Origin of the sequence: Pseudomonas sp. CC6-YY-74 (assembly GCF_002025205.1) — a bacterium.
GTDB lineage: Bacteria > Pseudomonadota > Gammaproteobacteria > Pseudomonadales > Pseudomonadaceae > Aquipseudomonas > Aquipseudomonas paeninsulae.
Genome location: NZ_CP019947.1, coordinates 1,343,373 through 1,368,870, shown reverse-complemented (window position 1 = coordinate 1,368,870; position 25,498 = coordinate 1,343,373). Strand labels below are relative to the sequence as shown.

Sequence of the window (25,498 nt, the reverse complement as noted above, 5' to 3'; positions counted from 1 at the left end):
GCTCCTCAAATGTCTTGCGGCAGGGGTTGTGGCAGAGCTTCGTCGTCTGTGCCATCAAGCCAGTCGATCTTGTCCATCTTGCGTACCACGACGAATTCGTCGCGGTTGCAACCAACCGTGCCGTAATAGTTGAAACCGTAGGCCTGCTGGGCATAGCCACCGATCATATGGGTCGGCTTGAGCACCACGCGGGTCACCGAGTTGTGGTGGCCGCCGCGGGTCTTGGTCATCTCGCTGCCGGGCATGTTTATGATGCGTTCCTGGGCGTGGTACATCATCACCATGCCGTCCTTGACCCGCTGGCTAACTACCGCACGGGCGACCAGAGCGCCGTTGACGTTGAAGCATTCGACCCAGTCGTTGTCCTCGATACCGGCGCGCTTGGCGTCGGTTTCCGAGAGCCAGATGATCGGCCCACCACGGCTCAGGGTGAGCATGATCAGGTTGTCGCTGTAGGTGCTGTGGATGCCCCACTTCTGGTGCGGGGTGATCCAGTTGAGAACGATCTCGGTGTGGCCGTTAGGCTGCTTGCCCTTCACGGCATCGATGGTGCGGGTGTTGATCGGCGGCCGGTAGCTCATCAGCTGCTCGCCAAACGCCTGCATCCACGGGTGATCCTGGTAGAACTGCTGGCGGCCGGTGATGGTGCGCCATGGGATGAACTCGTGGACGTTGGTGTAGCCGGCGTTGTAGCTGACCTTCTCGTCTTCCAGACCCGACCAGGTCGGGCTGGAGATGATCTTGCGCGGCTGCGCCTGGATGTCGCGAAAGCGAATCGCCTCGTGCGCCTTGCTGATTGCCAGGTGGCTGTGATCCAGGCCGGTGAACTCGGACAACGCCGCCCAGGCCTTGAGCGCTACGTGGCCGTTGGTTTCCGGGGCCAGGGTGAGGATCACCTCGCAGGCATCGATGGCCGTCTCGATCTGTGGCCGGCCTTGGCTGACGCCTTCGGCACGCACCTTGTGGTTGAGTTCTCCGAGGAATTCGACCTCATGCTCGGTGTTCCAGTTGATGCCCTTGCCGCCGTTACCCAGTTTGTCGAGCAACGGGCCGAGGGAGCTGAACTTCTTGTAGACGTTCGGGTAGTCGCGTTCGACCACGGTCATATTCGGGCAGTTCTTGCCTGGTACCGGAACTTCACCTGCAGTTTTCCAGTCGATGCCGCCGAACGGCTGGGCCAGTTCGCCGACGCTGTCGTGCTGCATCGGAATAGTGACCAGATCCTGCTCGACGCCCAGATGGCCGACCGACATCTCGGAGAAGGCCTTGGCGATGCCCTTGTAGATTTCCCAATCGGAACGCGATTCCCAGGCCGGATCGATGGCCGCGGACAGCGGGTGGATAAACGGGTGCATGTCCGAGGTGTTCATGTCGTCCTTCTCGTACCAGGTCGCCGTCGGCAACACGATGTCCGAGTAGACGCAGGTGGAAGACATGCGGAAGTCCAGGGTGGTGACCAGGTCGAGCTTGCCGATCGCACCTTCGTCAACCCACTCGACATCGCTCGGCTTAACCCCGCCACGTGTGCCAAGGTCTTCGTTCATCACGCCGTTCTTGGTGCCCAGCAGGTACTTGAGCATGTACTCGTGGCCCTTGCCCGAGCTGCCCAGCAGGTTGGAACGCCAGATAAACATGTTGCGCGGGAAGTTCTCCGGGCTATCCGGCTGCTCGCAGGAGAAACGCAGCGACTCGTCCTGCAGCGACTTGAGCACGTAATCCACCGGCGACATGCCGGCAGCTGCCGCATCCTTGGTGATTTGCAGCGGGTTGCGGTTCATCTGCGGCGCACTCGGCAGCCAGCCGGCGCGTTCGGCGCGGATGTTGTAGTCCAGCGCATGCTCGGGGAACTGCGACTTGTCGGCCAGCGGCGAGAGCACTTCGTGCATGCTCATCGTCTCGTGGCGCCATTGCGAGCTGTGGGCATAGAAGAAGCTGGTACCGTTCATCTGGCGTGGCGGACGGCTCCAGTCCAGACCAAAGGCCAGAGGCAACCAGCCACACTGCGGACGCAGCTTTTCCTGACCGACGTAGTGAGCCCAGCCGCCACCGGTTTGGCCGACACAACCACACATCATCAACATGTTGATGAGGCCGCGGTAGTTCATGTCCATGTGGTACCAGTGGTTCATCGCCGCACCGACGATGATCATGCTGCGACCCTTGGTCTTGTCGGCGTTGTCGGCAAATTCGCGGGCGATCTGGATCGCCTTCTCGCGCGACACGCCGGTGATCAGTTCCTGCCAGGCTGGAGTGCCCGGCACTGTGGCGTCGTCGTAGTCCTTGGCGACGTTGCCGCCACCGAGGCCGCGGTCGATCGCCAGATTGGCTGCCGACAGGTCGAACACGGTGGCGACCTTGGCTTGGCTGCCGTCGGCCAGCGTAATGCTGCGTACCGGTACGCGACGCAGTTGCACGGCTTCGCCGGCAACATGCTGGAAGTGCTCGTGGGTCTGGCCGCCGAAGTACGGGAAGGCCACTTCGGCTATCTCTTCGCCGATCAGGCTGAGTTGCAGATTGACCTCGCGACCATCGCCGCCTTCACGGGCTTCGATGTTCCACTTGCCCTTCTCGCCCCAGCGGTAGCCGATCGAACCCAACGGCGACACCAGTTGATTGGTGTCGCTGTCCAGCGCGATGGTCTTCCACTCGGGATTGTTTTCCTGATCCAGGTTGGCGGCCAGGTCAGCGGCACGCAGGAAACGATCCGGCTGGTAGCCGTTGAGTTCCGGGGTGGCGCCGACGTGATCCTTGAGCAGCACCAGCATCGGGAAGTCGGTATAGCGACGCACGTAGTCGGTGAAGTAGGCGCTCGGCTTGTCGAGGTGGAATTCTTTGAAGATAACGTGGTTGAACGCCTGCGCCAGCGCCGCATCGGTGCCCTGCTTGGGGTTCAGCCAGAGGTCGGTAAGCTTGGCCACCTCGGAGTAATCCGGGGTGATGGACACGGTCTTGGTGCCCTTGTAGCGCACTTCGGTGAAGAAGTGTGCATCCGGGGTGCGCGTCTGCGGCACGTTAGAGCCCCAGGCGATGATGTAGTTGGAGTTGTACCAGTCGGCCGATTCCGGCACGTCGGTCTGCTCGCCCCACACTTGCGGCGAAGCCGGCGGCAGGTCGCAATACCAGTCGTAGAAGCTCAGGCACACGCCACCGATCAGCGACAGGTAACGCGAACCGGCGGCGTAGCTGACCATCGACATGGCCGGGATCGGCGAGAAGCCGACCACCCGATCCGGGCCGTGCTCTTTAACGGTGTAGACGTTGGCCGCGGCGATGATCTCGTTGACTTCGTCCCAGCTCGAGCGGATGAAGCCACCCATGCCGCGCTTGCTCTTGTAGGACTCGGCCTTGACCGGATCCTCGACAATGCTCGCCCAGGCCTGTACCGGGGCCATGGTAGCCCGCGCTTCACGCCAGAGTTTCAACAGCGGCTTGCGGATTTTCGGGTACTTCAGGCGGTTGGCGCTGTAGATGTACCAGCTGTAGCTAGCCCCGCGCGGACAGCCGCGTGGCTCGTGGTTGGGCAGGTCGTTGCGGGTGCGCGGGTAATCGGTCTGCTGGGTTTCCCAGGTGATCAGACCGTTCTTCACGTAGATCTTCCAGGAGCACGAGCCGGTGCAGTTCACCCCGTGGGTGGAACGCACGATCTTGTCGTACTGCCAGCGCGAACGGTAGACGTTCTCCCAGTCGCGGGACTCGATGCGGGTTTCGCCATGACCATCGGCGAATTCACCCTGCTTACGGTTGAAGAAACGCAATTGGTCGAGTAGATGACTCATCTCTATATTCCTCTCAGGCTTGCCGCGGGATCTGCGTCCCGCACACGCAATAATTCGATTGGTTACCGGTTAGCAGGGGATTTCCGCGCCTTTGCGCGAGTACCACCACCAGGTCACCAGGATGCAGCTGACGTAGTAACCGATGAACACGTACAGGGCCATTTGCGGGCCGCCAGTCAGCGCCATCGAGGTGCCGAAAGACTTGGGGATGAAGAAGGCGCCGTAGGCCGCCACTGCCGAACTGAAACCGAGCACCGCGGCCGCTTCCTTGCCGGCGTCCTTGAGCGCCTGCGCCTTGATCGCCGGCGTTTTACCGATGCTGCTGCGCTCATGCAGGGTGCGGAAGATCACCGGAATCATGCGGAAGGTGGAGCCGTTGCCGATGCCGGTGGTGACGAACAGCAACATGAACATGGCCAGGAAACCGTAGAAGTTGCCCTCGGTGCCGGCTACCGGGATGAAGGCGAGTACGCCGAACACCGCCGCGATCATCAGCACGAAGTTCCACAGGGTCACCCGTGCGCCGCCCAGCTTGTCGGCCAGCCAGCCACCCAGCGGGCGCACCAGGGCACCGACTAACGGGCCGAGGAAGGCGAACTGGAGCGGATCGACGCCAGGAAACTGGGTCTTGATCAGTAGCGGGAAGCCGGCGGCGAAGCCGATGAAGGAGCCGAAGGTGGCCAGGTACAGCCAGCACATCAACCAGTTGTGCTTACGGCCGAAGATCACCGACTGCTCTTTGAAAGACGCCTTGGCGCTGGACAGGTCGTGCATACCGAACCAGGCCGCCACGGCCACCGCGGCAATGAACGGCACCCAGATGAAGCCGGCGTTTTGCAGCCACAGTTGGCTACCGTCGCCCAGTTCCTGGGCCTGACCACCGACCGCACCGAACAAGCCGACGCCGATCACCAGCGGCACGGTGAACTGCATCACCGATACGCCGAGGTTGCCCAAGCCGGCATTCAGACCGAGCGCGGTGCCCTGCTGCGACTTGGGATAGAAGAAGCTGATATTGGCCATGCTCGAGGCGAAGTTGCCGCCGCCGAAGCCGCACAGCAGCGCAATGATCACGAACACACTGTACGAAGTGTTGATGTCCTGTACGGCGAAGCCCATCCAGATCGCCGGGAGCAACAGCGAGGCGGTACTCAGGGCGGTCCATCTACGGCCGCCGAAGATCGGCACCATGAACGAGTAGAAGATCCGCAGGGTGGCGCCGGACAAGCCCGGCAGCGCCGCCAGCCAGAACAACTGGTCATTGGTGAAGCTGAAGCCGATGCTGTTCAGGCGCACGGTCACCGCGCTCCAGACCATCCACACGGCGAAGGCCAGGAGCAACGCCGGGATCGAGATCCACAGGTTGCGGGTGGCGATCTGCTTGCCGACGCTGCCCCAGAAGTGCGGGTCTTCAGGTCGCCAGTCGTGAATAACCGGTCCCTGGTTGGGCACCCCGGTTACCGGGGGATTCTTGGTTGCGGACATGCTCATTCTCCTTCAAGCGGCAGGAAAGCAGGAGCCGTGGACTTTTCGGAGACCAGGCCCATAACGGGAGTTTTGCGAACTTCGCTGAAATACATCCAGATCAGGGAGACCCCGACCACGCCGTACATCAGCATGAAACAGGAGGAGCGCACGCCGGTCAGGTCGACCAGGACGCCGAACAGGATCGGCAGGATGAAGCCGCCGAGACCGCCGGCCAGACCGACGATGCCGGAGATGGCACCGATGTTGTCCGGGTAGTCATCGGAGATGTACTTGAATACCGAGGCCTTGCCGAAGGCGAAGGCGATACCGACGACGAACAGCAGCGCGGTGAAGGCCCAGGCATTGAGGCCGATGCTGTAGGCCTGCGGGCCATTGACGGTCTGCACAATCAGTTCGGTCTGCGGGTAGGACAGCAGGAACAGGCACACCCAACTCACCCACATCACCCACCAGGTCACGCTCTGCGCGCCCCACTTGTCCGACATCCAGCCACCCATGGCGCGCAGCACACCGCCCGGCAGGGAGAAGCAGGCGGCCAGCAAGGCGGCGCTCTGCAGGTTGAAGCCGTACTCCTCGACGTAGTACTTGGTCATCCACAGGGCCAGGGCCACATAGCCGCCGAAGACGATCGAGTAGTACTGGCAGTAGCGCATCACCTTGGGGTCTTTCAGGGTGCGCAGCTGGTCAGCCAGGGACACGTTGCTATGCACCTGATGGCCCTTGTTCTCGTAAGTGCAGAACCAGAACAGCAGCGCGGTGATGAACATGATCGCCGAGTAAACCTTGGGCACCATCTGCCAGCTGGCCGCGGCGATGATCGCCGGCGCGACGAACTTGGTCAGCGCGGCGCCGGCGTTACCGGCACCGAAGATGCCCATGGCGAAACCCTGGTTCTGCCGCTCGAACCACTTGGCGACATAGGCAATGCCGACCGAGAAGGAACCGCCGGCCAGGCCGACGAACAGGCCGAGGACCAGGAAGTGCCAGTACTCGGTGGCCATGCTGATCATGTAGATCGGCAGCACACAGACCAGCATCAGCAGGAAGAACACGATGCGCCCGCCGAACCTGTCGGTGAGCATGCCCAGCGGCAGGCGCACCAGCGAACCGCTGAGCACCGGTGTAGCAGCCAGCAGGCCGAACTGGGTATCGTTGAGCTGCAGTAACTCCTTGATCGGAACGCCGAGTACGGCGAACATCATCCAGACCATGAAGCAGATAGTGAACGCCAGGGTACTCATGCCCAACACCAGGCCCTGTTGTGTTCTCAGACTTGCCATAGCGAACCCCCTCATTCCCGAACCATGGGCGGCACACTAGATAGGCAAGGGGGCGGTGCACTTGACTTGGGTCAATTAATACAGCGCTGTCTGGGCCTATCCTGTCCCTTCTACCTCTTAAGGGGTAGTCCGTTTTTTCACATACTTTTCCTTTTAAAACATATAGTTATAAACAATATAAATCCTGGCCAACGCGACTGCTGGCAGTCTGAGTTCTTTAGAGGTAGTCAGTCCGATGTTGAGATGGATGCGCAGTTCGCTGCCGGTCAGAGCCGGTTTTGCGGTGACCCTGATCGCCGTGCTGGCGCTCGGCAGCTCCATCAGCGCCGGGCTGATTGCCTGGTTCAGCGAGGACGATGCGGCGGCGATCAATACCGCTGGCTCCCTGCGCATGGCCACCTACCGCCTGAACTGGCAACTCGAGGCCGGTGCGCCCCCGGCAAGCATCGCCGCGCTACGCGATGACCTGCAGTTGCGCCTGGACGGCAGCCTGCAACAGCGCATCAGCGGCAGCCCGGACGATCCGCTGTACAACGCCTACCGCGATATCCATACGCTATGGCTGGAGCAGCTGCGCCCGGCCCTGGAGCGCGGCGACAAGGCCGCCTTCCAGCAGCACACCGAAAACTTCGTCGCCCAGCTGGAGCATTTCGTCATGCTCCTGCAGAAACAGAGCGAACGTCGCCAGGGCTGGCAACAGAGCATCCAGGGCGCGGCGCTGCTGATCACTGTGATCATCCTGCTGGTAGGCATGTACGAACTGCAGCTGAATGTGATCAGCCCGCTGCAGGAACTGGCCGGGACGGCCGAGCGTTTTCGCAACGGCGATCACGGCGCGCGGGTCGAGTTCCGCTCGGATGATGAGCTGGGGCAGATGGCCGAGAGTTTCAATGCCATGGCCGAGGCCATCGAAGAATCGCACCGCACCCTGGAAAGCCGGGTGGCGCAGAAGACCCAGACCCTGGAGCAAACCAACTCCGCTCTGGAGCTGCTCTATCAGAGCAGCTCCAGCCTGGCCACCCGCCAGGCCAATGCCGAGCGCCTCGACGAGCTGATCAGCCACTTCCAGCAGCGCCTGCCGGGCCTGCGCCTGACCCTGTGCCTGCAGGACAATGTCTATGCGCCCGCCGAGCAACTGCTGGCCCTGCATGGTAGCGAAACCCGCGAGGTCTGCGCGCGCAGCGATTGCGACACCTGCGAACGCAAGACCAACCCCGACCAGGCCACCTTCATCATCAGCAATCAGGGCAATAACCTGGGCGAACTGAAAGCCTACTTCCGCGACGGGCATAAGCCGCAGAGCTGGGAAACCGCGCTGATCCAGGCCCTGGCCAACCAGATCGGCACGGCGCTGTCGCTCAAGCGCCAGCGCGAGCAGGAACATCGCCTGCTGCTGCTTGACGAGCGCACCACCATTGCCCGCGAGCTGCATGACTCGCTGGCCCAGGCGCTGTCCTACATGAAGCTACAAGTCAGCCGCCTGCAGACCCTGATCCGCCGCGGTGAAAGCGCGCAAACCCTGGAAACCGTCAGCGACGAATTGCGTGACGGCTTGAACACCGCCTACCGGCAACTGCGCGAGCTGCTGACCACCTTCCGCCTGCAGATCCAGGACGGCGGCCTCGACCAGGAACTCAAAGACACGGTGCAGGAGTTTGCCAAGCGCGGCGACTTCAGCGCCGAGCTGCAGATCGACCGCCTGGCCTTTCAGCTCTCGGCCAGCGAGCAGATTCATCTGTTGCAGATCGCCCGCGAGGCGCTGTCCAACTGCGCCCGGCATGCCCAGGCCAAACACGCCTGGCTACGCCTGCGCCAGGTCGGCGAACAGGTCGAGTTGTCGGTCGAAGACGATGGCTGCGGCCTGGTTCAGGGCTTCGACCCGCGCCAACACCACGGTCTGACCATCATGCAGGAGCGTGCGCGCAGCCTGCATGGCCAGCTCGACATCGAACCACGCGCGCCCACGGGCACCCGTATCCATTTGCAGTTCCGCCCGGAGTTCCTCGGGCGTCACGAACAAGGTAGCGCCGCATGAACCCGCCGATCCGCCACAGCATCCTGCTTGTCGATGACCACCCGATGATGCGCCGCGGCATGCGCCAGTTGCTCGAACTCGAAGCAGACCTGGAGGTCATCGGCGAGGCCGGGCATGGCGCAGAGGCCCTGCAGATGGTCGGCGAGTTGCAGCCCGAGCTGATCCTGCTGGACAACAACATGCCGCAGATGAACGGACTGGAAACCCTGCGCCGCCTGCGCGAGATGCACTACCACGGTAAGGTGTTGATCTTCACCGTGTCCGATTCCGAAGACGACATCCGCGACGCCATGCGCCTGGATGCCGATGGCTACCTGCTCAAGGACATGGAGCCGGAGTTGCTGATCCAGTCGATTCGCGATGCCCTGCAAGGCAGCCTGGTGGTCAGCCCCACCCTGACCCGGATCCTCGCCCAGGCGCTGCGCTCGCCCCACGCCAGCGCGCAGGCCGACCTGACCGAGCGCGAACGCCAGGTGCTGAAGACCATCGCCGCCGGCCACAGCAACAAGGTCATCGGCCACAAGCTCGGGATCACCGAGGGCACGGTCAAGGTCCATGTGAAAAATCTGCTGCATAAACTCGGCCTGCGCTCGCGGGTCGAAGCCGCGGTCTGGGCGATGGAACATTTGCGTTAGCCCAGCCGGGGTCTAGCGAGCGCCACCGTTATCTCGTTGGGCTCCGCCCTGCCCTGCTTAGGCGGCCCGACCTACGCGGCACGGCCCAACCGCCGCGCTGTCGGCTCTGCGAAATCATGGGGGCTACCCGGCTCTGTTCTGATCGCGGCCAGGGTCACTGCTACAGCGAACCCGTATTCAACCGCGCCGGTTCGCATTCACTGGTCGTAGAGAAAACTGTCGTCGAGCTGGTCCGCTCCGCTGACCGTCACCCCCAGGTCATTGACCAGACCATCGGTAAGCCCGTAGATCCAGCCATGCACGGCCAGCGGCTGGCCGCGTTTCCAGGCGTTCTGCACGATGGTGGTATGGCAGACATTACGCACCTGGCGCTGCACATTCAGCTCGCACAACAGGTTGACCTGGGCTTCCGATTCCAAACCACGGAAACGTTCGAGATTCTGGTGATACAGCGCCTTGAGCGCGCGCAGCCAGTTGTCGATCAGGCCCAGCGCCTCATGCCCCAAGGCCGCGCGCACCCCGCCACAACCATAGTGGCCGCAGACGATCACCTGTTTGACCTGCAGCACGTCCACTGCGTACTGCAGCACCGAGAGAAAATTCATGTCGGTGGCCACCACCATATTGGCCACGTTGCGATGCACGAACAGCTCGCCCGGCATCAGGCCGACCACCTCATTGGCCGGCACCCGGCTGTCCGAGCAGCCGATCCAGAGAAACTCCGGCCGTTGCTGGCGCGCCAGGCGCGCAAAGAACTCCGGATCCCTGGCCTTGAGTGACTCCGCCCAGAAGCGGTTATTGGCCAACAACTGTTCAACGTCCATCGACGCTCCCGATCTCCCCGCCGGCGGCAGGGGCATACGCAAGGATAGACATGACGCATAGCGGCAGAATTGTTGTGGATCAATATTCCATTCCCTCTACCCACCCTGAACCGGGACGACCCCTTTAGAGGTAGTCCGCCTAAACACCCGGGAGCAGCCCGGCGACAACTTTTTCGCCATCTTGATGGCCGTCAATATGTTCTACCGCCGTGCCGCTAACGTGCCCTCCAGAATTCACCTGCTGAGGCATGACCATGAAAACCTACATGACGCCAATCGCCCTTGCCCTGCTCGCCTGCGCCAGCAACGCCAGCGCCAGCGCCAGCGCCAGTGAAAACCTCGGCAACCTGTTCAAGGACGGCAAGCCGATCCTCGACCTGCGTTACCGCTACGAGCACGTCGACCAGGACAACGCGCTGAACAACGCCAACGCCCAGACCCTGCGCACCCGCGTCGGCTTCCAGAGCGGCAAGTGGTACGGCCTCTCCGCCCTGATCGAGGCGGACAACGTCAGCCGTATCGGCGACGCCAGCTACGACAACCTGCGCAACGGCCAAGACGACTTTTCCGTAGTCGCCGACCCGGACGGCAGCGAAATCAATCAAGCCCTGCTGCGCTATGACCACAGCCTGGGCAACGCGGTGGTCGGCCGCCAGCGCATCAATCTGGACAACCAGCGCTTCGTCGGCGGCGTCGGCTGGCGGCAGAACGAGCAGACCTATGACGGCGTGCTCGGCCAGCTCAAACCGCTGGACGGCCTGACCCTGACCTACGCCTACATCGACCAGATAAACAGCATTTTCGGCCCCGCCGATAACCGCTTCGACACGGCGGGCAACCCGGCCAATATCGAAGGCCACAGCCACCTGATCAATGCCCAGTACGTGGTCATGCCCGAGCTGACCGCCACCGCCTACCAGTACCACCTCGGCCTGGATAACCTAGCGCTGGGCAATCAATCGAGCCAGACCAGCGGTGTACGCCTCAATGGCGCCGTAGCCGGGGTCAGCTACACCCTGGAATATGCCCAGCAGAAGGATTACGCCGACAACCCACAGGATCTGGACAGCGATTACTACCTGGCGGAACTGGGTTACACGGTCAAAGGCGTGGCGCTCAAGGGTGGCTACGAAGTGCTCGGTGGCGACTCGGGGCCGGGTAACCGCGCCTTCCAGACCCCGCTGGCGACCAAGCACGCCTTCCAGGGTTGGGCCGACATCTTCCTGCTGACCCCGGCCGATGGCGTCGAGGACGCTTACGTCGGCTTTACTGCCCCCCTGCTCGGCGGCAACCTGGCGACCTGGTACCACGACTTCAGCGCCGAGCGTGGCAGCAACAACTACGGCTCGGAGATCGATGTTTCCTACGCCCATGCGATTCCGGGCGTGAAGGGTCTAGTCGGCCTGGTCAAGTACTCCGGCTACGATGCCGACGACTTCGCCGTGGACACCGACAAGCTGTGGCTGCAGGCGCAATACAGCTATTAAACGATAGGCTCGGTCGTTCTTTTACCGAGCGCACCCTGGGCGCGTCTTCCCCTGCGGGAGGGCGCACCCCCTGGAGAGACTCCATGTGCAAGAAAAACTGGTGCGGGCTGCTGTTCGGTCTGGTGCTCCTCAGCCCTTCGCTGTGGGCGGCCATCGGCGCCGCTGAGGCGGTCAACCTGTCGGGCATGCAGCGCATGCTCAGCCAACGCATCGCCAAGAATTACCTGATGATCGGCGCCGATATTCGGCCTGAACAAGCCAATCAGCAGCTCGATGAGAGTCTGGCACGTTTCGAAAGCAACCTCCTCGCCCTGGATGGCTATGCCTCCAACCCGCCCATCGAGCAGCAGCTGCAGCGCGTCACCCTGCGCTGGCAGGAGTACCGCAACCTGATTCTGCAACGTCCCGACCGCGACTCCGCGATGCGGGTGCTGACCCTCAGCGACCAACTGCTCGCCGAAAGCGAGACCTTGGTGGCACAGATCGAACGATCCAGCGGCGGTCGCACTGCACAACTGGTTAACCGCAGTGGACGCCAGCGCATGCTCAGCCAGCGCATCGCCAAGCTGTATCTGGCACTGAGCTGGAAGCTGCCAAACACAGAGCTGCAGAGCCAGTTTGAGCAGGCAGTGGACGAGTTCAACCAGGCCCTGGAAGAGTTGCGCGCGGCACCGGAAAACAATGCGGCAATCAACGCGGCGCTGGCCAAGGCCGGTGCACAATGGGAATTCTCGCAACGCGGTTTTCAGCTGTCCGAGGACGCCCGCTATGTGCCGACGCTGATCAGCATAACCTGTGAGACGCTGCTCAAGCAGATGGACGGCCTGACTCGGGCCTACGCCGAGCTGCCCTTTAGAGGTAGTCCTGAGGAGGAATGGGCAGCCCCGGTTGGCACACCTAAGATGGTACCTACTGAGGTGAACCATGCTGAGCGACTCCACGACCCTTGCCATTCTGCGCGAGCACCAGTTGTTCGATAGGCTGCCCGCCAGCGCTTTTCAGGAAGTCGGCAACCTGGCGATTCATCGACGTCTGCACAGCCTCGACATCCTCTTCCACCAGGGCGATCTGGCAGAGCGTTTCTACCTGCTGCTGGAAGGGCAGATCATCCTGACCCGCGTGCTGCCGGAAGGTAGCGAAAAACTGGTCGAGGTGATCCGGCCAGGGCAGATTTTTGCCGATTCTCTGCTGTTCTGCGATACCCGCCACTATCCGGTAACCGCCAGCGCCCTGAAACCCAGTTGCCTGGTAAGCATCGATGGCGCCCACTATCGCCACCTACTCGAAGTGCAACCGAGTATCTGCCTGGAACTGCTGGCCAGTTTCAGCATGCGTCTGCACCAGCGACTGGCTGAAATCGACACCCTCGCCGTGGCCAATGCCAGCCGCCGCGTGGTGCGCTTTCTCTGTCAGGAACAGGCGGCCGGCAATGGCCAGATCAAGCTCAGCGTGCCGAAACGTCTGATCGCCTCGCAACTGGGCATCCAGCCGGAAACCTTCTCGCGCATCCTCCATCGCCTGATCGATGCCGGATTGATCGCCATGGAACGGCGCAATATCCGCATCATCAATACGCCCAGACTGGCCAACTACTACGAGTGAGGCGAGGGCTGCGGTTGCGCCATCCACCGAGCGCCCCTTGCCTAGCAGGCACACGGCTCGACGGCGCAGCGTCCGATGGATCCTTTACGCGATTGATCATCTGCCGCCGCAACGGCGGCGTGGCGGGCTGACTGCCCACCACGTCGTCCCGTCAAACCTGCAAACGGAAGCGTCCAGTCAGCACTTGCAGGCCATCCATGCTCAGGGTGATGGCCTGGCTGGTCGACTCGGTATCGCGGGTGGAAACGGCCGCCTGATCGGCGACTCCAGCGATATGGGTCAGCGATCGGTGCATGTCGTCGGCCACCTGGCACTGCTCCTCGGCCGCCGTGGCGATCTGGTTGGTCATGCCGCGAATGGTCTGCACCGCACCGACGATATTTTCCAGGGCGCCCTGCGCCGCTTCGATCTGCTGCAAGGTGGCATCGCTGCCACGCCGTGATTCGTCCATGGCCCGGCCGGCGCGCTCGGTTTGCTGCTGCAGGCGCTCGATTAGGCCGCTGATCTCGCCGGCGGAACTCTGGGTGCGTGCGGCCAGACTGCGTACTTCGTCGGCGACCACGGCAAAACCCCGGCCCTGCTCACCCGCCCTGGCCGCCTCGATGGCCGCGTTGAGCGCGAGCAGGTTGGTCTGATCGGCAATCGCGCTGATCACCTCCAGCACCCGACCGATTTCCTGGCTGTCTGCAGCCAGTTGCAACATCAGTTCGGACAAGCCATCGACATGCCCGGACAGCTCGCGAATGGCGGCGACCGAACTGCGCATGACTGTGCGCCCATTGCCGGTTTCGCTGTCGGCGGTATCGGCCGCCGATGCTGCCGCTACTGTGCTGCGCGCCACTTCTTGGGAGGTGGCGAGCATTTCGTGCATGGCCGTGGCCACCTGATCGATCTCGGCCTGCTGGCCGACCACATTACGCGCACTCTCGCCGGCAACCGCCGCCATGCGGCTGCAATGACCATCGGCCTCATCCGCGGCCTGACGCACCGCACGGATCATGTCGCTGACCTGTTGCAGCAGTCGGTTATAGGCCGTGCCGATCTGACCCAATTCATTGTCGGCGTAATCCACCGCCAACTTTTGCGAAAAATCACCGTGGCTGACCCGCTCGAGCCTGCCGCGCAGTTCATCGAGCTGGCGCATCAGCCAACTCATCCCGGCCACCCGCCCGAGCACCACCAACAACAGAATGGCCAAGGTCGAACCCAGCGCCACCCAACGCTGCACGCTGGCGCTGCGGTTGGCCTCGAGCGACATCAGTTGCACCACTTCGTTGCTCGCGGCAAGCAGGGATTCCGAGTCGGCGGCAAGCGTTTGCAGCGCGTCGCGGTCGCCTTTGGCAACGGCCAGCACCAGCGTGCGGTAACGGCCCCAGGCCTGATCGACCTGGCGCAGACGCAGCTGGGCGGCCGGCAGTTCTACCGCGGCGATGCCCTGGCTCTGATCACCCTGCACCAGCAGCCGATGGGCACTCTCGAAGCGCTGCAGGGTGGCCTCTAGTTTCGCCAGCGGCAACGCCTCTTGCGCGACCAGCAGGCTCTCCTTGGCCATTTTCTGGCTGAGCATGCGTTGCGCGCCGGCCATGTCCAGTTGCCTGGCATCCTGGTCGGAGGTGAACAGCACCCCGGCAGTCAGTGCCGCGCAGAGGAAGATCAGGCTGTAGGAAAAGAAGAACTGGGTGTTGATGCTGCGCAGGCCAACACCGCGCAATAGCCGCTGAATTCCGCGCGCCAAGGTGTCAGACATATCGAGTCCTTTTCCATCATGCTATTTGATTGATCATTGTCAGAAGCTCGCCACATCATCGCAATCACACTTTAGGTGTACTTGCTCTGCCGCCCGCTTAGGAAAAAACCTCGGCCTTGCCCTTCGCCACCGGAACTTCAACCGCCTCGCCCAGCGCGCAGATCAACTGCCATAACTTGGGCGGCAAGCCTTCCGGGTCGAGGCTGTCGAGCAGGTTCTTGATCCCCAAGCCCAGGTCGGTATCGCCCTCGATCATCAGGCGGCGGCGGAAAAACAGGGTATCCGGGTCCTCCTGACGACTGGCCAACAGGAGGAACTCGCGCCAGTTGCCGCGGATGCAGACATCCACCGGCGCCTCGGCCGCGATACGCAGACCACTCTGGTCGCGGGTCAGGCACCAGGCCAGCTGCAAATCGCTGATTTCCAAGCGCAGCCAGCGGCCCTGCAACAAGTCGAACTCGCCTGCCGCCAGGGGTTCGGCGAACAGGCGGGCAATGACCTTTTCCAGCACCAGGCGCTGCAACGGGAATGGCACATGGCGGCCCAGCGGCAAGAGTGGCGGGCCGACCCGCATGGCCAGGCGGGCAAAGGTCTTCATAGCAGCACCTCGTCGGCGCTCAGCATACCGGCGCGGCCGTGCCAATAACCGTTACAGCCGTCCACCGCCAAGGGCGGCAGCGCGCCGCCACGCACCGCATCGAAAGCACCGATCACTCCGGCCATGCCTTCGGCGCGCGGGCTCAGGCGCAGCATATCGGCGCCGGTCGCGGCCAGTTGCGCATAGTCGGCAAGCAGGTTGTTGACCTTGGCCGACATGGTCTGGATGCCGTTGAGGGTGAACAACGCCTCGCCTTCCTGACTGTGCAGCACGATGCCTTCCGGGAAACTCTCGCAGCAGATCTGGCAGTCGTCCTTGGGCCGGTTTTCCGCGCGGGCGGTGAAGCAGCGCGCCGAGTAGGCCAAGGGCAGATGTCCGTAGGCGAACAGCTCCACCTCCGGCCGCGTCAGGCCGAGGCTGTCGAGTTGCTCCAGGGTGTTGCGGATCAGCGCGCCGGAGCATTCGACCGGCGGCACCCAGCGCTGCAGGCCGCAGTCGATCAGCTCGGCCAGGGCGTGACCGTTGTACAGATTCAGCGCGGGACCGGCGACGAAGGGCAGCTTGCGTTCACGCAGGAACTGCACCGCGCCCATGTCGTTGGCCTCCACCAGCAGTTCGCCGTTGTCGCACAGGCGCTTTAGGCTGGACAGCTCGGAAGCCGCCTCGACCAGCGCCAGGCCCGACAGCACCCGTTCGGCGCGCGTGCATTCGCCCAACTCGCGGGCCAGGCCGAGCCAGTCATCCAGGCTGAGGGCGCGACGTTTGGCGCATACCGTCTCGCCGAGGTAGATGGCATCGAGTGGTTGCTCGGCCATTTCGGCATAGAAATCCAGCAGTTTTTCGCGGCTCCAGTAGAACAGGACGGGTCCCAGACTGAGCTTCATGATGATTTCCTCATTGCCAGGAACGATGATAGGCGCCCAGCGTGGTCTGGCTGCCCTCGGACAAGCTGTCCAGTGCGCTGCGCCACTGCGGCTGCACCGTGAAATTCTCCGGCGCGCGGGTGTAGGCATCCAGCGCCGAGCGCCAGACTCGGGTGACCTGCTCGACATAGGCCGGGCTGCGCTGGCGCCCCTCGATTTTCACCGCCGTCACGCCTATCGCGGCGAGCTGCGGGATCAGGTCGAGGGTGTTTAGGCTGGTCGGCTCCTCCAAGGCATGGAAGCGCTGGCCGCCGACCAGGAAGCGGCCCTTGCACAGGGTCGGGTAACCGGCCGGCTCATCCTTGCCATAGCGGTCGATCAGCACGCCATTGAGGCGTGAGGTAAGGCCATCGGCATCTTCCTGCCAACGCACGGCCTTGGCCGGCGAACAGACGCCGCACAGGTTGGGCGATTCGCCTGTCAGATAGGACGATAGATGGCAGCGGCCCTCGGCCATGATGCACAGGCTGCCAAAGGCGAATACCTCGATCGGCACCGGACTTTTTTCCGCCACCTGGCGCACCTGCGCCAGCGACAGCACCCGGGGCAGCACCGCGCGGCGAATGCCGTAGCGCTGCTGATAGAGCGTCAGGGCGGCGGCATTGGTCGCCGAGCCCTGCACCGACAGGTGCAGGTTGAGGCTGGGATGCCGGCGGCTGGCATAGGCCAGCACCCCCGGATCGGCGGCGATCAGGGCATCCACACCGAGCGCCGCAGCCTGGTCGACCGCACGCTGCCAGCGTGCCCAGCCGTCGGGCTGGGCATAGGTATTGACCGCGATATACAGCTGCCGCCCGTGCTGACGGATCAGCTGCAGGCCGCTTTCGAGCTGCTTGTCGTCGAGGTTCAGACCAGAGAAATGGCGGGCGTTGGTGTCATTGCGAAAACCGACATAGACGGCGTCAGCGCCCTGCCGAACCGCGGCCTTGAGGGCAGGCAGGCTGCCTGCGGGACAAACCAGTTGCATGAAAACTCCTTCCGGGCGGAATACTGTCGGCACTGTAGGGGTTGGCTCTGAGCGAGGCCTTGATCGCGGTCAACAAGCCTCGACTCGCCAGGCTCACGGTTACTGGGTCGAGCCGAACCTTCGCCACATCGCCTGACTTGCAGAAGCGGTCGCCCCGTCTACGACGCCGCGCTGTCGCGCGGCAAATGGAGGCAATCGCGCCTGTCGGCTTGTGGGCACTTGTAGGAGGGGCTTTAGCCGCGAAGCTGTGGTGTGCAAGCCTTCGCGGCTAAAGCCCCTCCTACAAAGAACGTAATAACCCATAAAATCAATGATATACGGGTTGTTTGATAAGAGCGCTCGCCCCTCCTACGCCACTTAATGCAGCAGTGCACTGAACGGCAGGTAATCGAGCATTTCGCCCTCGGCCAGGGTCTGGCCTACCTCGACCAGCGCCAGGCCGTCGGCCCAGCAGGCCGAGGTGAGCATGGCCGAGCCCTGCTGCGGGTGCAGGCACACGCGCAACTGACCATCCTGCTGCTGCAGGCGGGCACGCAGGTACTGGCGGCGACCATTGGCCTTGGGCCAGGCGAATCCCGCCGGCAGGCGCAGCGGCTGCGGCATTACATCCAGACAACCCTGGGCGCGCAGCAGAAAAGGCCGCGCCACCACCAGGGCGGTGATCAAGGCGGCCGCCGGGTTGCCTGGCAAGCCCAGCCAGGGTTTGCCGCCCACTTCGCCGAAGGCCAGCGGCTTGCCCGGCTGGATCGCCAGGCGCCACAGGTGCAATTCGCCCAGCTCGCGGATCGCCTGCTTGAGGTGATCCTCCTCGCCGACCGACACCCCGCCGGAGGTGATCAGCATGTCCCACTCCGACGCGGCCAGGCTCAGGGCATCGCGGCTGGCCGCCAGCTCATCAGCCATGATTTCGTAATCATGGACTTCCACGCCCAGGCTGGTCAGCACAGCTGCCAGGCTGTAGCGGTTGGCGTTGTAGATCTGCCCGGGCTGTAGCGCTTCACCCGGTTCGCGCAACTCGTTGCCGCTGCTCAGCAGGCCGACCCGCAGACGTCGATAGACCGCCACCCGGTCGATGCCGAAGCTGGCCAGCAGGCCCAGTTCCTGGGGCCGCAGGCGCTGTCCGACGCTCAGCACCGGGGTGCCGGCAGCCAACTCCTCGCCACGCCGGCGCACATGCTCGCCGCCCTGTACCGGCGGCAGCCACACCCGCCCCTCCTCGAGCCGGCATTGCTCCTGCATCACCACGCTGTCGGCGCCAGGCGGCAAGGGCGCGCCAGTGAAGATGCGCACGGCATGACCGGCCGGCAAGGCTTGCGCCGCCGCATCGCCGGCAGCGATACGCCCGGCCAGGGGCAGGCTACCACCACCAGCCGGCAGATCGGCGGCGTGTAGGGCGTAGCCATCCATTGCACTGTTGTCCCAGGCCGGCACCTCGAACGGTGCGTGCAGCGGCTCGGCCAACACCCGGCCGAGGGCCTGGCTCAGGGTTACCCGCTCCACTGGCGGTGGTGCCGGTGCGCGCGCCAGCAATTCGGCGATGGCTTGATCAACCGGCCGCAGGTTGTTGCCGTCGCAGCCGCAGGCGCTCAAGAGCGAGCTCCGCAGAGCGCGACTTGCGGCTGATCGGCCAGGCGCTTGAGGTGGGCGACGAAGTTGCACGGCCCGGTGCGGCTATCCAGTTGCTCGCGCAGAATCTTCTCCCAGGCCGTGCGGCAGGCGTTGGGCGAACCGGGCAGGCAGCAGACCAACGCGCCATTGCTGATCCCGGCCAGTGCACGCGATTGCAGGCTGGAGGTGCCGATTTCATCCAGCGAGACCTGGCGAAACAGTTCGCCAAAGCCATCGACCAGCTTGTCCAGCAAGGGCGCCACGGCTTGCGGGGTATTGTCCCGCGCGGTGAAACCGGTGCCGCCGGTGATCAGTATCACCTGCACCAGTGGATCGGCGATCCAGGTACAGACCCGCGCGCGGATCTGCCAGATATCGTCGATTACCAGAGCACGCTCGACCAGCGCGTGGCCGGCCGCCTCCAGCCCCTCGATCAGGGTTTGCCCCGAGGTGTCGCTCGCCCGATTGCGGGTGTCGCTGACGGTCAGGACGGCGATGCGTAATGCCTGGAATTCGGCGCTGGACAGATGAGCCATGCTGGAAACCTCCATAGAATGTCTGGCCGCAGACTGCACCGGTACTTTGCTCCAGCCCATTCCTCGTTGGAGGTATGCCCCTGGCAGCAGTACCCCCTGCGCAGGTCGAAACCCCTGCTGCTGGGGGCTTTCAGCGGCTTGTTCAACGGCTGCGACCCAGGGTCGCAGGGGTCTTGTGAGCGACTAAACCGCCTGGGAAACTGAGTGCACACGCGGCGCCCCGCCGTAGCGATCGAACAAGCGGCACACCGCGTGCACCAGCAAACGGCCGGCGGGAAGAATAGCGATGGACGCCTCGTCGAGGCTGATCAGGCGGTCGCGCTGCATCTGCTCCAGGGCCGGCCAGGCGTCAGCGAAATAGTCGCGGAATATCAGGCCGAAACGCGCTTCGATGCGCCGAATATCCAGGCCGACGTCACAGATCAAGCGCTCGATCACCTCGCCACGCAGACGGTCGTCGGGCCCGCAGCGAAAGCCACGCCAGGTTGCCAACTGGCCCCTATCGAGCAGGGCCTGATAGCCCTGCAGATCGCGACTGTTCTGTACATAAAGGCCGTCGATCTGACTGATTGCAGCGACGCCCAGGCCGACATGGTCGCAGTCCGCGTGCCGGCTGAAACCCTGGCAATTGCGCTGCAAGCTGGCGCTTTCCTGTGCGATGACCAGATCGTCATCCGCCAGGGCAAACAAACCCATGCCGATATAGCGATAGCCCGCCCGACTGAGCTGCTCGACGCCTTGCCGCTGCATGGCCAGCTTGTCCTCCCGGTCAGACAGGTCTTTAGCGGCAAACCGGCCCATCGAGCGATAACGCTGCGGCGGATCGGCATAGTCGAAAACCGTCACCCGACTCGGCTGCAGCTCGATAATGGCCGCCACCTTGCGCGCGAAACTTGTCCGGGTTTGCCAGGCACGGCCATAGCCAATATCGATATTCACCGAGCGAAAGTTGAGTGCGCGGGCGGCATCGATCAGCGAGCGGATGTGCCGCGGGTCCTGCCAGGCCAGCGTTGCACCACTGATCGCGGCGATATCAGGCACGCCGATACTGACGTGATTGAAGCCCAGATCGCGCAACCGCCCCATGGTCGCCCAATCCGAATGGGGCAACTGGATCTCGATGCTGTAGTCGCCCGTGTCGTAATCGAGAAAATTGAAGTGTTGGCGCAGATGACTCATCAGCCTGAGCAGCTGCTCGGCACTGGGCGTACTACCGCCCGCCAGGTGAAATTGTTCGACGCGTTGCTGCGCACCCAGGTGGCAGCCGATCGTGTCGATCTCCCGCTCCAGGCACTCCAGGTAGGCGGCGAAGACGCTTGGCGAACAACTCGCACGCTGCTGGCCGAAGGCGCAGTTGATTGGCAACTGCACAGCCAGCGATAGCGCTCGCTGGGCCCGCCGACTGCCACGCAGGGCGCGCAGCAGATCCAGCGAGCCAATACCGCGATGAAAGGCTGTGCTCTCGGATAGCAGCTATGGCTGGCGTCGCCATGGGCGTAGCGGCCGAGCAGCTTGCTGTCCCAGTTGATGGATTCACGCATCTGGCTCTCCCCGTATGACCGCTAACACAGTGTCGGGGTATTGCCGGCACGCCTCATTGACCTGAGTCAACCTTGGGAAAAGCCGCGTGCCTGTGACGACCTGGTGCGCTTAAGCCATGGTTGACTCACGCCAACGCGTAGGCCGCATGTGCATAGGCAAGCTCTACGACATCGCTCACTAGGCTTGAGTGAGCGGGCTTGCGGGCGAATCACTTCAAGCGCAGACGCCGCGCCAGTTTATGCAGGTTGCTCGGATCGAGTTCGAGCAGGCGCGCCGCGCTGGCCCAGTTATCCGCGCACAACGCCAAGGCTTGCAGGATGCTCTGCCGTTGACAGGCTTCGACTGCCTCGCGCATCGAACAGGCGGCAGCTGCGGGCGTGTTTTGCTGCTCCAGCGCCTCGCTGGCGCCAGGCTGGCGCACTGAGCTGTCGAGGTCGAGCAGGTCGGGTTCCAGGGTCAGAATCTGCGTGCGGCTGGCGCCGCGACTGAGCAGTTTGATCGCTGCTCGGCTGATCACATGCTCCAGTTCACGGACATTGCCCGGCCACGCATAAGCCAGCATGGCACGCTCCGCCGCGGGCGAAAGGCGCATGCTGCGCAGGCCCAGGCGCGCGCGATTGAGTTCGAGGAAGTGCCCGGCCAGCATCAACACATCGTTACCGCGCTCGCGCAACGGCGGAATCGGCACCGGATACACCGACAGGCGGTGATAGAGGTCCGCGCGGAAATGGCCGTCGCGAATGCTGTCCGGCAGGTGGCGATTGGTCGCGGCGATAATTCGCACGTCGACATGCAGGGGCTTGTCCGCACCCAGGCGCTGGATCTCGCCATTTTGCAGGGTGCGCAACAGCTTGGCCTGCACGCTGAGGGGCAGTTCGCCCACCTCGTCGAGCAGCAGGGTGCCGCCATTGGCCGCATCGAAGCGCCCGGGGCGATCGCTGGTAGCGCCGGAAAAGGCGCCCTTGACGTGGCCGAACAGTTCGCTCTCGGCCAGCGACTCAGGCAGTGCCGCGCAGTTGACCTGAATCAGCGGCTTGTTGCGGCGTCGCGACAGACGATGCAGGTGACGGGCGAACAACTCCTTGCCCACCCCGGTTTCACCCAGCAACAGCACCGGCAACTCCGAGTCGGCCACCACTTCCAGCTCGCTCAACAGTTGGCGAATCGCCTGGCTATGGCCGAGGATCTCGCTCTCCTCGGTGACCAGGGCGGCCGTCTGCACATCGCTGCGGGCCAGGCGCAGGCTACGGTTTTCCTGCTCCAGGCGCGTCACCCGCACCGCCGCTTCGATCATCAGGGCGTAGCGCTGCAGATCGCGCCGGGCGTTGCTGTCGAAGGTGCCGGCATGCAGGGCGTCGAGCGTCAGCGCGCCCCACAGCTGGCCCTCGACGTACAGGCTGACGCCCATGCAGTCATGCACAGGCAAGGGCTCGCCGACATGCGCGTCGAGCAAGCCGTCATACGGATCCGGCAGGCGACTGTCCGGCTCGAACCAGGTCGGCTCGCGGGCGGCCATGATCGCCGCCAGGCGCGGGTGCTGGGCGATCACGAAACGGCGGCCGAGCGCTTCATGCACCAGGCCCACGGCCGCCAATGGCCGCAGGCTGTCGCCATCCAGACGCAACAACCCCACCGCGCCACAATTGAAATGCTCGCGCAGGGTATGCACCAGACGCTGCAAGCGCACGGCATTGGGCAGTTCGGTGATGAGATCGGCGAGCAGACTGCTTTCCAGCATGGTATTTATCACCCTAATTGGTCGATTGAACCCTAACAGATCAGGGTTCGATCGACCATGTGAAACATAAATACCTGTGTTTTCAAGTGATCGGCCCTGGCACGGCTGATGCTATTGACCTAAGAATCCCCATTGATCGATGCACAAGGAAATCGCCATGAGTACGACCCTTCTCGACCAACCCCTTGGCAGCCTGGCCTGCGAGATACCCGGTGCCACACGGGTATTCCATGCCTTCAATCTCGACTTCTGCTGCGGCGGTCACAAGAGCCTGCGCGAGGCGGCGGCCCTGCGCGGTATCGAACCTGAAGAGGTCGCCGCCGAACTGGACAGCCTGCAGGCCCGGGGCGGCACGCAGCTGGACTGGCGCACTGAGCCCAGCGCACGCTTGATCGAGCATATCCTCAAGCGTTATCACGCCCGCCATCGCGAGCAACTGCCGGAATTGATCCGCCTGGCCTGCCGGGTGGAACAGGTTCACGGCAACCGCGCCGATTGCCCGAACGGCCTGGCCGACCTGCTGCGCGATATGCAGCAGGAACTGGAGAGCCACATGCTCAAGGAGGAGCAGATCCTCTTCCCCATGCTCCTCAGCGGTTACGCCAAACAGGCCAGTGCGCCGATCTCGGTGATGCGCTTCGAGCACGACCACCATGGCCTGGCGCTGGAACAGATGGAAGCCCTGACCCACGGCCTCACGCCGCCGGAAGACGCCTGCAACACCTGGCGCGCGCTGTACCGCGGACTGAACGAATTGCACGATGACCTGATGCAGCACATCCACCTGGAAAACAACGTGTTGTTCGTCGCGGACCAGGCTTAGTCTTATTTAGGTCTATGTCCTTGCCGGGTGGGCCGCGCCGCGCCGAGCAGGGGTTGCGCAGTAACTTCGGTGTTAGTGCGCCCCGTAACCCAGCAAGCGCTATTAGCCCTGTTCATCGGCTCAATCGCCGGCATGCCGGCGATGTCTGGGTGTCCGCCAAAACGTGCGCCCTCACCAGCTCAGATAGAACATGCTCTTGGCCAGCAGCACGATGCCGATCATATGCACGAACAGGCTGACGTGGATGATGCGCAGATAACGCGCATTCATGCGCTTGCTTCTGAACAGCCACATGGCGCTGAAAAAATGACCGAGCACACTGGCGGCGAGCATGATCTTCAGGGTCAACAGGGTATTGAAGGACGACGCCAGCGGTGCGGCCAACGCGGGCAGATAACGTAGCCAGAGCATGCCGAGGCCGGCGCCGAACAGCGCCAGCAACACCCAGGGCATCAATTGCCGGGCACGCCGGCCGACGCCCCGCTCGATCAGGCGCATCGCCTCGGCCGGCACCTGCTTGCGCACGCTTTCCAGGATCAATACTTCGAAGAACACCGTGCCGATGAAGATCAGCGCGGCAAACAGATGGAGAATCAGCAGGATCGGATAAATCATCGGCTACTCGGCAGGCAGGACAGCAATTGGCAAGGCATCACGTAGACACACATTCATCCCGGATGGCCATCCACGCGGGCACTGCACAGCATCGGCCCATAACTCCAGGCGAACAGGACAAAGGCCAGGCTCCAGCACGCGGCGGCCAGCCACAGCCCCCAGAACGGCCAGATTTCGATCAGGCCAACGCGAAACAGGCTGGCCAACTGCACCAGGATAAAAGCCAGGGTCATCCCGGCCGGCGGCGCTAACGGGCGACCGGTATGGCCCAGGCTGACACGGGCGACCATGGCCAGGATCAAACCGCCGATGGAGCCGACGGTCAGGGCATGCAGCGGCTGGCTCGGGTTGCTCAGCAGGCCCAGATGCCAGAGCGCCATGCCCAGGCAGGCCAGGCCCAACCAGGCATAGGCCAGGTGCAGCGACCAGAGCAAGGGCACCCGCCACATGCCCGGGTCATACCAGCGCACCAGACGCAGCAGATGCCCAGCCGCGAGCAGCATGAACAACAGGCCAACCCAGGCGTTGGCCTGCAAGGCGATGCCGGCGGCATACAGGATGGCGACCAATGCCGAGCCCAGCAGCAACAACAGGTCGAGCCAGGGCCAGGGCTTGACGCCCTCCACCCGACCCAGGCCGCGCTGGGTGAAGAACGGAATCACCCGCCCGCCGATCAACCCCATCATCGCCGCGACCAGCCAGACTCCGGCCAATACGCCCTGGCGCTGCAGGACGTCGTTGGCACTGGCCAGCCCGAACACAGCGACGGCATCCGCTGCCGTCAGCAACAGCAGGACAGCCACAATCGGGTAGTTGCGTTTCTGTCGGGCCTGCCAGAGCGCGCGGCCCATGACCGCGGCCACCGCCAGCGGGAACGCCAATTCCAGCACGGCCAGCACTGGCAACGGCAGGTCGCTCATCCAGGCCGCCCGCGCAGCCAGCCAGAGCAGCGCCAACAGGGTCAGCGGGCGCCCCTGCAGCCCAGGCTGGCCGGTCCAGGTCTGCACCGCGGACAAGAGAAAGCCGGCAATGATCGCCAGGGCGAAACCGAACAGCAGCTCATGCCGGTGCCAGGCCAGCCAGCCTCCGGCCGGCTGCCACTCGCCCAGCCAGCCACTGTAGGCTGCCAGCCACAGCGGCACGGCCAACAGGGCGAACAGGCAGCCGCCCAGAAAGAACGGCCGAAACCCCAGACGCAACAACGGGGTGATCGCCAATGCCTTGCGGCGGTCAAGCACTTGCATGATGCAACTCCTTTAGCAGGCCGAGCGTAT

The 25,498-nt window shown here is 63.4% G+C and carries 18 protein-coding genes and 3 pseudogenes; 6 read left to right on the top strand and 15 right to left on the bottom strand.

Going from position 1 to position 25,498, the window contains the following annotated elements:
- Positions 1-5: 5 nt before the first annotated feature.
- The 3 genes and pseudogenes from B2D37_RS06340 to B2D37_RS06330 form a co-directional block, all read right to left on the bottom strand.
- Positions 6-3,776 (bottom strand): nitrate reductase subunit alpha, encoded by a 3,771-nt coding sequence (locus B2D37_RS06340; RefSeq protein ID WP_079201922.1) that lies wholly within the window; start codon positions 3,774-3,776, stop codon positions 6-8.
- A 69-nt stretch (positions 3,777-3,845) separates the two neighbouring features.
- Positions 3,846-5,261 carry a NarK family nitrate/nitrite MFS transporter gene (locus tag B2D37_RS06335; RefSeq protein WP_079201921.1) on the bottom strand — a complete coding sequence of 472 codons (1,416 nt, stop codon included), beginning with the start codon at positions 5,259-5,261 and terminating at the stop codon, positions 3,846-3,848.
- Positions 5,188-6,544 (bottom strand): annotated as a pseudogene (locus B2D37_RS06330) (nitrate/nitrite transporter). The gene B2D37_RS06335 and the pseudogene B2D37_RS06330 overlap by 74 nt, the downstream one beginning before the upstream one ends.
- A gap of 235 nt (positions 6,545-6,779) precedes the next feature.
- On the opposite strand from B2D37_RS06330, the gene B2D37_RS06325 reads away from it, so the two are divergent.
- The gene (locus B2D37_RS06325; protein ID WP_079201919.1) at positions 6,780-8,579 is read left to right on the top strand and encodes a HAMP domain-containing protein; all 1,800 of its coding nucleotides are present in this window, start codon (positions 6,780-6,782) and stop codon (positions 8,577-8,579) included.
- Positions 8,576-9,214: a two-component system response regulator NarL gene (narL, locus tag B2D37_RS06320; RefSeq protein WP_079201918.1), complete on the top strand. Its 639-nt coding sequence runs from the start codon at positions 8,576-8,578 to the stop codon at positions 9,212-9,214. The genes B2D37_RS06325 and narL overlap by 4 nt, the downstream gene beginning before the upstream one ends.
- Before the next feature lie 197 nt (positions 9,215-9,411).
- Here the strand turns inward: narL and can are convergent, their stop codons facing one another.
- Entirely contained in the window at positions 9,412-10,038 is a 627-nt protein-coding gene (gene can / locus B2D37_RS06315) for a carbonate dehydratase (RefSeq protein WP_154067050.1), read from the bottom strand.
- Positions 10,039-10,304: 266 nt separating this feature from the next.
- Here can and B2D37_RS06310 point away from each other — a divergent pair, with 266 nt between their 5' ends.
- From B2D37_RS06310 to B2D37_RS06300, 3 genes are all read left to right on the top strand, one after another.
- On the top strand, positions 10,305-11,525 hold the full coding sequence (locus B2D37_RS06310) for an alginate export family protein (RefSeq protein ID WP_154067163.1): 1,221 nt from the start codon (positions 10,305-10,307) through the stop codon (positions 11,523-11,525).
- A gap of 83 nt (positions 11,526-11,608) precedes the next feature.
- Positions 11,609-12,505 (top strand): type IV pili methyl-accepting chemotaxis transducer N-terminal domain-containing protein, encoded by an 897-nt coding sequence (locus B2D37_RS06305; protein WP_079201915.1) that lies wholly within the window; start codon positions 11,609-11,611, stop codon positions 12,503-12,505.
- On the top strand, positions 12,450-13,127 hold the full coding sequence (locus tag B2D37_RS06300) for a Crp/Fnr family transcriptional regulator (protein ID WP_079201914.1): 678 nt from the start codon (positions 12,450-12,452) through the stop codon (positions 13,125-13,127). Before B2D37_RS06305 ends, B2D37_RS06300 begins: the two co-directional genes overlap by 56 nt.
- 151 nt (positions 13,128-13,278) lie before the next feature.
- Here B2D37_RS06300 and B2D37_RS24085 read toward each other — a convergent pair.
- The 9 genes and pseudogenes from B2D37_RS24085 to norR form a co-directional block, all read right to left on the bottom strand.
- Positions 13,279-13,878 (bottom strand): annotated as a pseudogene (locus tag B2D37_RS24085) (methyl-accepting chemotaxis protein); the annotation flags it as partial.
- A 267-nt stretch (positions 13,879-14,145) separates the two neighbouring features.
- Positions 14,146-14,874: pseudogene (locus B2D37_RS24080) on the bottom strand (type IV pili methyl-accepting chemotaxis transducer N-terminal domain-containing protein); the annotation flags it as partial.
- A 97-nt stretch (positions 14,875-14,971) separates the two neighbouring features.
- Positions 14,972-15,472 carry an SCP2 domain-containing protein gene (locus tag B2D37_RS06290; RefSeq protein WP_079201912.1) on the bottom strand — a complete coding sequence of 167 codons (501 nt, stop codon included), beginning with the start codon at positions 15,470-15,472 and terminating at the stop codon, positions 14,972-14,974.
- A complete protein-coding gene (locus B2D37_RS06285) occupies positions 15,469-16,356 on the bottom strand; it encodes a U32 family peptidase (RefSeq protein ID WP_079201911.1) in 888 nt (295 codons plus the stop codon). Before B2D37_RS06285 ends, B2D37_RS06290 begins: the two co-directional genes overlap by 4 nt.
- 10 nt (positions 16,357-16,366) lie before the next feature.
- The gene (locus B2D37_RS06280) at positions 16,367-17,362 is read right to left on the bottom strand and encodes a peptidase U32 family protein (protein ID WP_079201910.1); all 996 of its coding nucleotides are present in this window, start codon (positions 17,360-17,362) and stop codon (positions 16,367-16,369) included.
- Between the two features lie 357 nt (positions 17,363-17,719).
- Positions 17,720-18,952 (bottom strand): gephyrin-like molybdotransferase Glp, encoded by a 1,233-nt coding sequence (glp, locus tag B2D37_RS06275; RefSeq protein ID WP_079201909.1) that lies wholly within the window; start codon positions 18,950-18,952, stop codon positions 17,720-17,722.
- A complete protein-coding gene (moaB, locus tag B2D37_RS06270) occupies positions 18,949-19,506 on the bottom strand; it encodes a molybdenum cofactor biosynthesis protein B (protein WP_079201908.1) in 558 nt (185 codons plus the stop codon). Before moaB ends, glp begins: the two co-directional genes overlap by 4 nt.
- Positions 19,507-19,689: 183 nt before the next feature.
- Complete coding sequence (locus B2D37_RS06265) at positions 19,690-20,871, bottom strand: coproporphyrinogen III oxidase (RefSeq protein ID WP_218190372.1); 1,182 nt, start codon at positions 20,869-20,871, stop codon at positions 19,690-19,692.
- A gap of 385 nt (positions 20,872-21,256) precedes the next feature.
- The gene (norR, locus tag B2D37_RS06260) at positions 21,257-22,786 is read right to left on the bottom strand and encodes a nitric oxide reductase transcriptional regulator NorR (RefSeq protein ID WP_079201907.1); all 1,530 of its coding nucleotides are present in this window, start codon (positions 22,784-22,786) and stop codon (positions 21,257-21,259) included.
- Positions 22,787-22,943: 157 nt separating this feature from the next.
- Here norR and ytfE point away from each other — a divergent pair, with 157 nt between their 5' ends.
- On the top strand, positions 22,944-23,609 hold the full coding sequence (gene ytfE, locus B2D37_RS06255) for an iron-sulfur cluster repair protein YtfE (RefSeq protein WP_079201906.1): 666 nt from the start codon (positions 22,944-22,946) through the stop codon (positions 23,607-23,609).
- Between the two features lie 171 nt (positions 23,610-23,780).
- On the opposite strand, the gene B2D37_RS06250 is transcribed toward ytfE, so the two are convergent.
- Together B2D37_RS06250 and B2D37_RS06245 are read right to left on the bottom strand one after the other, a co-directional pair.
- Positions 23,781-24,224 (bottom strand): CopD family copper resistance protein, encoded by a 444-nt coding sequence (locus B2D37_RS06250; RefSeq protein ID WP_079201905.1) that lies wholly within the window; start codon positions 24,222-24,224, stop codon positions 23,781-23,783.
- 53 nt (positions 24,225-24,277) lie between these two features.
- Positions 24,278-25,468: an NnrS family protein gene (locus B2D37_RS06245; protein ID WP_079201904.1), complete on the bottom strand. Its 1,191-nt coding sequence runs from the start codon at positions 25,466-25,468 to the stop codon at positions 24,278-24,280.
- Positions 25,469-25,498: the final 30 nt, after the last annotated feature.